General features: G+C 74.5%; 6 protein-coding genes. 4 read left to right on the top strand and 2 right to left on the bottom strand.

Annotated elements, in window-relative coordinates; all coding sequences use genetic code 11:
- Window positions 1–33: 33 nt before the first annotated feature.
- The 3 genes from ACZ49B_RS23765 (at window position 34) to ACZ49B_RS23775 (ending at window position 4,193) form a co-directional block, all read left to right on the top strand.
- Window positions 34–1,329: an MbnB/TglH/ChrH family RiPP precursor modification enzyme gene (locus ACZ49B_RS23765; protein WP_468309273.1), complete on the top strand. Its 1,296-nt coding sequence runs from the start codon at window positions 34–36 to the stop codon at window positions 1,327–1,329.
- The gene (locus ACZ49B_RS23770) at window positions 1,326–2,393 is read left to right on the top strand and encodes a TIGR04222 domain-containing membrane protein (RefSeq protein ID WP_468309191.1); all 1,068 of its coding nucleotides are present in this window, start codon (window positions 1,326–1,328) and stop codon (window positions 2,391–2,393) included. Before ACZ49B_RS23765 ends, ACZ49B_RS23770 begins: the two co-directional genes overlap by 4 nt.
- A gap of 126 nt (window positions 2,394–2,519) precedes the next feature.
- Window positions 2,520–4,193 (top strand): alpha/beta fold hydrolase, encoded by a 1,674-nt coding sequence (locus tag ACZ49B_RS23775; protein ID WP_468309276.1) that lies wholly within the window; start codon window positions 2,520–2,522, stop codon window positions 4,191–4,193.
- A 131-nt stretch (window positions 4,194–4,324) separates the two neighbouring features.
- On the opposite strand, the gene hemQ is transcribed toward ACZ49B_RS23775, so the two are convergent.
- Together hemQ and hemG are read right to left on the bottom strand one after the other, a co-directional pair.
- A complete protein-coding gene (gene hemQ, locus ACZ49B_RS23780) occupies window positions 4,325–5,038 on the bottom strand; it encodes a hydrogen peroxide-dependent heme synthase (protein ID WP_352216033.1) in 714 nt (237 codons plus the stop codon).
- A gap of 23 nt (window positions 5,039–5,061) precedes the next feature.
- On the bottom strand, window positions 5,062–6,519 hold the full coding sequence (hemG, locus tag ACZ49B_RS23785) for a protoporphyrinogen oxidase (RefSeq protein ID WP_468309278.1): 1,458 nt from the start codon (window positions 6,517–6,519) through the stop codon (window positions 5,062–5,064).
- A gap of 192 nt (window positions 6,520–6,711) precedes the next feature.
- Between hemG and ACZ49B_RS23790 the strand changes: the two genes are divergently transcribed.
- A complete protein-coding gene (locus ACZ49B_RS23790; RefSeq protein WP_468309193.1) occupies window positions 6,712–7,701 on the top strand; it encodes a DUF4349 domain-containing protein in 990 nt (329 codons plus the stop codon).
- The last annotated feature ends 218 nt before the right edge of the window (window positions 7,702–7,919 follow it).

The following is a 7,919-nucleotide window of genomic DNA, read 5'->3' on the forward strand; positions in this document are numbered from 1 at the left end:
ACCGATGAGAGGGGGCGAGGGGACATGAAGACCATGGCACACCTGGGGGTGGGCATCGGATGGCGGCCGGAGATCGCTGACGCGGTGGAGCGGCTGCCGGGCCTGGACTGGGTCGAGGTGGTGGCCGAGAACATCTGCCCCGGCCACCTGCCCGCATCACTGCTGCGGCTGCGCGAGCGGGGGGTGCGCGTCGTCCCGCACGGGGTCTCGCTGGGGCTCGGCGGCGCCGGGCGTCCCGACGCGGAGAAGCTGGCCGCCCTCGGGGAGCGGGCGGTGGCGCTGGGGGCGCCGCTCGTCACCGAGCACATCGCTTTCGTACGGACGGCCTCGCCGGCGCTGGAGGCGGGGCACCTGCTGCCCGTGCAGCGGACGCGGGACGCGTTGGACGTGCTGTGCGAGAACGTCCGGATCGCGCAGGACGCGCTGCCGGTGCCGCTGGCCCTGGAGAACATCGCCGCGCTGATCTCGTGGCCCGGGGAGGAGCTGACGGAGGCGCAGTTCCTGACGGAGCTGGTGGAGCGGACGGGGGTCCGGCTGCTGATCGACGTCGCCAACCTGCACACGAACCGGGTGAACCGGGGCGAGGACCCGTTCGCCGTGCTGGACGCGATCCCGCTGGAGGCGCTCGCGTACGTGCACGTCGCCGGGGGCGTGGAGCGGGGCGGGGTGTGGCACGACACGCATGCGCATCCGGTGCCGGCGGTGGTGCTGGACATCCTGGCGGAGCTGCGCAAGCGGGTGGAGCCGGCGGGCGTGCTGCTGGAGCGGGACGACGACTTTCCGGCGGAGGCGGAGCTGGCCGGGGAACTGGCCGCGATCCGGGAGGTGGTCGGCCCTGCGGGGCTGTCCCCCGCCCGCCCTTCCACCGTTCCCCGGGGCTCCGCCCCGGTCCCCGGGCCCGAAGCGCAGGGAGACCTCGAGCGGGCTCGGATCCGTGTCGGGGTGGAGCAGGCGGCGCTGTTGTCCGCGCTGGTGGGCGGGACGCCCGTGCCCGAGGGGTTCGACCGGCAGCGCGTACGGGTGCAGGCGCGGGCGCTGGCCGCCAAGCGGGCCGGGGTCGTCGCGAAGCTCGCGCCCGAGCTGCCCGGGATCCTGGGCGGTGAGGACCCGTACCGCGAGGCCTTCCTCGCGTACGCCCGCAACCGGCCCATGACCGCCGGATACCGGCGGGACGCCCTCGACTTCGCCGAGCACCTGCTGATCCAGGACCTGCCCGCCGACCCCGTGGCCCGACGCCGGCTCACCTCCTGGTGGCAGGACCGGGTCGGGGCGCGGCCGCCGCGCCGGATCGTGCGCTGGGCCCGGACCCTCGTGGGGCGTGCGGCATGAACGTACTCGCCGTTGCGATCTGGATCGCCGTCGTCGTCTCCACCGTCCTGCTGCTCCGCGGAATCCGGCGCTCCCGGCCGCCGTCGGCCGGTCCGGCCCCGCGCCTGCACGACCTGTCCGAGGCCGCGTTCATGGCCGGCGGCCCCGGCGCGGTCGTGGACTCCGCGCTCGTCTCGATGCTCGGGGACGGCCGGCTGGTGGTCGGCGGTCCCGGGATCGTCCAGGTACGCCCCGGGGCGCGGGCCGGCGACACGGCCGAGCGGGCCGTGCTCGAGGCCCTTCGGCAGGCTCCGTCCGGCTGGCTCTACCAGGTGCGGTACGCCGCCATGCTCGACCCCGCCGTCCAGGAGACCGGCGACGCGCTGGCCGCCCGCGGGCTGCTCGCCGCTCCCGGCTCCGGGCGGAAGTGGCGGCGCTGGGCGCTGGCCCAGGTCGTGGTGTGCACGGTGTGGGTGGTGTTCTCGCTGCCCCTCACCTTCGTGGCGATGGCGCTCGACTCCGGTCCGCAGGTGCCGTTCGCCTTCAAGGTGTTCCCCGCGCTGGTGGGCGGGATCGTCATGGGATGCGCCCTCGCCGCCCGGGCCAGGCAGCGGCTCACCCCGGCGGGGCAGGCGGCGCTGCGCGAGATGCGCACGCAGTACCTGAACGACCAGACCCCGCACGTGCAGACCGCCCTGTACGGGCTGCGCGGCCTGCGGGACCCGTACCTGCGGGAGCAGCTGGTGCCGGCCGCGCGCAGCACCCGGCTGGCGGCCGCTCAGTCGCGCTCCGCGCTCCGCAGCTCGTCCTCGTCGTCCTCGTCCTCGTCGGACTACTGCGGGTCTTCCGCCGCGGTCCTGCCCGTCGTGTGGTGCGCGGGCAGCAGCGACGGCGGCGGAGGCTCCGGATCCGGCTGCGGATCCACCGGATCCGGCTGTGGTTCCTCGGGGTCGAGCTGCTCCTCTTCGGGCTCGGGCTGCGGGTCCTCGTCCGGCGGCAGCAGCTGCGCGAGCAGCAGCTCCAGTTGTTCCAGCAGTTCGAGTTGCAGCAGTTCGTCCGGTTCGAGCTGCGGCAGCAGTTCCTGACCTGCCGTACGGGCGGCATCGGGCCGGGCAACGGGGGGATTGCGGCCGACACCCGGCGGTGATCCTGTACAGGGCGGGGTCCAGCGCATCTCATCAGCTCATCCGAAGAGATGAAGGCGGCCCATGATGCGGACTCCGCTCGCCCGCTGCGGACTCGCCGCGGCGGTCCTCTCCCTCACCCTGTGCACCCCGCCCCCACCGGCCCACGCCACCACCGCCGGCCCGAACACCACCGGCTCCGCCGCGCGGACGGCCGCCGCGAACGCCGGCGCCGAACTCGCCGCCCACCGCGCCGCCCGGGCGGCCGGGGCCGGCGGGCTCCGCTTCCGCCGCTGTGCCTCCGTCGAGGAATTGCCCTCCACCGTGCGGTGCGCGAGTCTGCGGGTTCCGCTCGACTACGCCCGCCCCGACGGCCCGCAGATCACCCTCACCGTCAGCCGGGTCGCCGCCACCCGCCGCGGCGGCGCCGCGCGCCAGGGGGCGCTCGTCTACAACCCCGGCGGCCCCGGCGCCTCCGGGATGTTCTTCCCCCTCCTCGGCGACCTCCCCGAGTGGGAGCGCATCGGCGCCGCCTACGACCTCGTCGGCTACGCCCCGCGCGGAGTCGGCCGCTCCGCCCCGCTGTCCTGCGAGGACCCCGCCGTCCGCGCGAAGGGCCCCACCCAGGTCCCGGCGGAGCCCTCGGCCGCGTACAAGCAGCAGCGCATCGCCGCCGCCCGGGCCTACGCCCGCGGCTGTGCGCAGCGGGCCGGCGCGGCCCTGCCGTACTACTCGACCCTCGACAACGTCCGCGACCTGCACGTGCTCCGCGCCGCGCTCGGCGAGGAGAAGCTGACCTTCATGGGCGCCTCGTACGGCACCTATCTGGGGGCCGTGTACGCCACGCTCCACCCCGGCCACGTCCGCCGGATGGTCCTCGACTCCGCGGTCGACCCCGACCCGCGCCGCATCTGGTACCTCAACAACCTCGACCAGGCACCGGGGTTCGAGCGCCGCTGGTACGACTTCCGCGCCTGGGCGGCCCGGCACCACGCCACGTACCGGCTCGGCGCCACCCCGGCCGCCGTTCAGGCGAGCTACGAACGCGTGCGGGACGCGGTGGCGCGCACTCCGGCGGCCAAGACCGTCGGCACCGGCGAGCTCCAGGCCGCCTTCCTGCAGGCCGCGTACTACGACGACGTCTGGCCGGAGCGGGCGGCCGCGCTCAGCGCCTTCCTGGCCGGAGATCCGGGCCCGCTGGCCGAACAGGCCCGCCCGGACCCGCAGTCGGCGGCCGCGCGCGAGAACGCGCGGGCGGTGTACACGGCGGTGCTGTGCAACGACGCGGCCTGGCCCGCGCAGTGGGAGACCTGGGACCGCGACAACACCGAACTGGCGCGCCGGGCGCCCTTCGAGACCTGGGCCAACGCCTTCCTGAACCTGCCGTGCGCGTACTGGCCGGTCGCCGAGCGGCAGCAGCCCGTGGCGGTCGGCGCGCAGCCGGCGGTGATCCCCCGCACGCTGATCGTGGCGGCGGAGCGCGACGGGGCGACCCCGTACCCGGGCGCGCTGGAGCTGCAGCGGCGGCTCGGCAGCGGGGCCGCACTGGTCACGGAGGAGGGGGCGGGCGCCCACGGAGTGGTCGGCGGACGCAATGACTGCGTGGACCGTCACGTGGAGCGGTACTTGCTGACGGGTGACACCTCGGGGTGGCGTGTCACGTGTGCGCCGCATCCGGAGCCCGCACCGGTGTCGCTGGACGACCGGGCAGCGAGAGTTCCCGGGAAGGTACCCAGGGCTCTGCTGCCGCCAGTCGTCTGAACTTCCGGGCGGGGTCTCCGGCTGCGTCGTTTCGGGGGTCAGGCCGTCATCCGGACCAGCCTCCCGATCCACCGGAGGCCGCTCCCCAGTCAAGAGAGCAGTACTCCGGTTCCTTCCCCCCAGGGGAGGTATCAGGCGAGTCCGGCCACCAGATCGGCGACGGACTTGCGGCGTCCGGTGTAGAAGGGCACTTCTTCACGGACGTGCATACGGGCCTCGGAGGCACGCAGGTGACGCATGAGGTCGACGATGCGGTACAGCTCGTCGGCCTCGAAGGCCAGCATCCACTCGTAGTCGCCCAGCGAGAAGGAGGCGACGGTGTTGGCGCGGACGTCGGGGTAGCCGCGGGCCATCTTGCCGTGGTCCGCGAGCATGCGGCGGCGGTCCTCGTCGGGCAGCAGGTACCAGTCGTACGAGCGCACGAACGGGTAGACGCTGACGTAGTCGCGCGCGACCTCGTCGGCCAGGAAGGCCGGGATGTGCGACTTGTTGAACTCGGCCGGGCGGTGCAGGGCCATGTTCGACCACACCGGCTCCAGCGCGCGGCCGAGCCTGGTGCGGCGGAACAGGTTGTACGCGGTCTGCAGCTCGTCCGAGGTCTCGGCGTGCCACCAGATCATGATGTCCGCATCGGCGCGCAGGCCGGAGACGTCATAGGTGCCGCGGACGGTGATGTCCTTGGCGGCCAGCTGGTCGAACAGCTCCTGGACCTCGTCGGCGTAGCCGGCGCGGTCCTCGGGCAGGACGTCCTTCAGCTTGAAGACGGACCACAGGGTGTAGCGGATGACCTCGTTGAGGTCCTTCGCCTTCTTCCCCGCGTTGGGAATCTTCTCTGGTGCAGTCATGTGTCCATTGTCCCGTGTGCTGATCAGTGGTCGGTGCCAGGGGTGCCCAACGTGGCGATCACCACGTCGGCGGCCCGGCCGGCGCTGGCGATGCACGCCGGGATGCCCACCCCGTCGTACAGCGCGCCGCAGACCGCGAGGCCCGGCAGGGCCGCGACGGCGCCGCGGATCCGGGCCACGCGGGCGAGGTGGCCGACCGGGTACTGGGGCAGGCCGCCGTCCCAGCGGGTGACGGTGGAGGCGACCGGCCGGGCCGCGAGGCCGACGGCGTCGCCGAGGTCGCGCAGCGAGACCTCGACCAGCTCGGAGTCCTCGCGCCCCAGGTCGCCCTCGTCGCCGTACCGGCCGACCGAGGTGCGCAGCAGGAAGAGCTCGGGGTCGGCGCCGGCCCAGGCCCACTTGTTGCTGGAGAAGGTGGAGGCCTTGATCGTCCGGCCGTCGACGGGCGGTACGAGGAATCCGCTGGCACCGCCCCCGGTGATCGCGGCGGGCAGCTCGGAGCGCCGGAAGGCCATCGTCACCAGGGCCATCGAGGCGTACTCGACGGCCCTCAGCTCGGCGGCCGCGGCCGGCGCGAGCCCGTCCAGCAGCCGGGCGGCGGGCCCCGCCGGGACGGCCAGGACCACAGCGTCGGCGTCGACGACCTCCGCGTCGGTGACGACCCTCCAGCCCCCGGCGCTGCGCCGGACCTCGCGCACGGCGGTACCGGTGCTGATCCGCGCCCCGGCCGCCCGGCATGCCTCGGCCACGGCCTGCGGGAGCCGTCCGATGCCGCCTTCGATGCCGGAGAAGACGGGGCGGCCGGCCTGCTGGGGCTGCTGCGCGGCCTGCTGCTGGAGTTCGCGTACGCCGTCGCCCAGCGAGGCGTGCGTACGGGCGGCCTCGAAGAGCTGTGGGACGGCGGCGCGCATGGAGATGCGGTAGGCGTTGCCGGCGTAGACCCCGCCGAGGAGCGGCTCCACCAGGCGGTCGACGACCTCGTGGCCGAGGCGGGCGGCCACGTACTCGCCGACGGCGACGTCCTCGCCGATCTCCGTGGGCGGCAGGTCGCGTTCGGCCTCGATCCGGGCCAGGCCCTCGGCGGAGAGCACCCCGGAGGCGGCGAGCGGGGTCAGGTCGCCGGGCACGCCCATGACATGGCCGCGCGGCATGGGCCGCAGCGCGCCGCGGGTCCACAGGTGGGCGGTGGCGGTGGCGGGCGGCTGGAGGGCCTCGCCGAGGCCCACGGACCGGGCCAGCTCCAGGGCTTCGGGGCGGCGGGCGAGCACGGACTCGGCGCCGAGGTCGACGGGGGCTCCGGCGAGTTCGCCGGCGAGCAGCTTGCCGCCGAGGCGCGGCCCGGCCTCGAGGAGCGTGACGCGCAGGCCGTCGGCGAGCAGCCGGTGGGCCGCGGCGAGGCCGGCGATGCCACCGCCGATGACGACGGCGTGGCGGGCCGGGGCTGCCGCGGCCGCCGCACCTACGGCGTCGTCCGTACGCATGTCCGCTTCGTGCATGGACACATCGTCTCAGACCGTTGCAGGGCCGATCACCGAGGCCGGACCGTGACCGCATCGGGATCGGCTCGGGACCGCCGGAGCGAAACCCGCGACGGGACCCTGTACGTCACAACGGCGACAACAGCCGATCCTCGGGGGGTACCACCGATGCGCACCAGCAGTAGAGGCACCGCTGTGAGACACCGTGGCGCGGCCACCCTGGCCGCCCTGTCCCTGGCCGGAGCGCTCGCGCTCACCGGCTGCGGCGCCGACCGGGACGCCGTCGGCTCGGCCTCGGCCGACAAGGCCGCGGTCGGCGCCCGGGAGGGCGCGGCCCAGGGCAAGCCGGGGGCTGCCGCGGCGGCTCCCCCGGCGGCCGCCGGGACCTCGGGTTCCGATGCGGCCAAGAACGGTCAGCAGCCGGCCGTTCGCCCGCACGTCATCCGTACGGCCACGCTCGCCCTCGAGACGGCGGACGCGCAGAAGGCCCTGGCCGCGGCCCGTACGGCGGCGGAGGGCGCGGGCGGGTACGTGGGCAACGAGTCCACCAAGCGCGGCGAGGACGGCCGGATGACGTCCACGCTGACGCTGCGCGTGCCGGGCGACCGCTTCGACGCGGTGCTCGGCGCGATGGAGGGCAGCGGAAAGCTGCTGAACCGCAAGGTCGAGGCGCAGGACGTGACCGAGAAGGTCGCGGACGTCGACAGCCGGGTCACGTCGCAGCAGGCGAGCGTCGCCCGGGTGCGGGACATGATGGACAAGGCCTCGGCGCTCGGTGACGTGGTGATGCTGGAGAGCGAGCTGAGCAAGCGCCAGTCGGACCTGGAGTCGCTGCTCGCGCAGCAGACGGCGCTGAAGGACCAGACCTCGATGGGCACGATCACGATGGAGGTCTCGGAGCCGGCGCCCGAGGCTGCTCCGAAGCCGAAGGACGAGGAGCCGACCTTCCTGGGCGCCCTGAGCGGCGGTTGGAACGTCTTCACGGCGATCGTGCGGTACCTGACCCTGGTGGTCGCCGTCCTGCTGCCGTTCGCGGTGACGGCCGCCGTCGTGCTGCTGTGCTTCCGCGCGTACCGGCGGCTGCGCCCGGCGAAGCCGAAGGCGGGGCTGACGCCGAAGAAGGTCACGGCCGTACCGGGGGCGCGGTCCGCGGACCCGACGGAAAGGACCGACGTCCAGGACTGAACACGCATTCGGCCGTAGCGTGTTCGGTACGAGACGGCGGTGCGGAGGACGGGGCGGACGATGGCGACGGAACGACTGGTGGTGGTCGGCGGTGGGGGGGGGGGGGGGGGCGCCCCTTCCCAAACCCCGCGGGTCCCAGGACCAGAGGAAGTTGGGAGCGTGGCCCTCCCAAGCGGGGCACTCACTCCTCCCCCCGCGTGCTGGGGTCCGTACCGGGT

It is taken from the genome of Streptomyces sp. NPDC031132, assembly GCF_055570595.1.

Coding starts and splice junctions, on each gene's coding strand:
- ACZ49B_RS23765 (WP_468309273.1), top strand. CDS start 34: ATGGCACACCTGGGGGTGGGCATCGGATGGCGGCCGGAGATCGCTGAC.
- ACZ49B_RS23770 (WP_468309191.1), top strand. CDS start 1,326: ATGAACGTACTCGCCGTTGCGATCTGGATCGCCGTCGTCGTCTCCACC.
- ACZ49B_RS23775 (WP_468309276.1), top strand. CDS start 2,520: ATGCGGACTCCGCTCGCCCGCTGCGGACTCGCCGCGGCGGTCCTCTCC.
- hemQ (WP_352216033.1), bottom strand. CDS start 5,038: ATGACTGCACCAGAGAAGATTCCCAACGCGGGGAAGAAGGCGAAGGAC.
- hemG (WP_468309278.1), bottom strand. CDS start 6,519: ATGCGTACGGACGACGCCGTAGGTGCGGCGGCCGCGGCAGCCCCGGCC.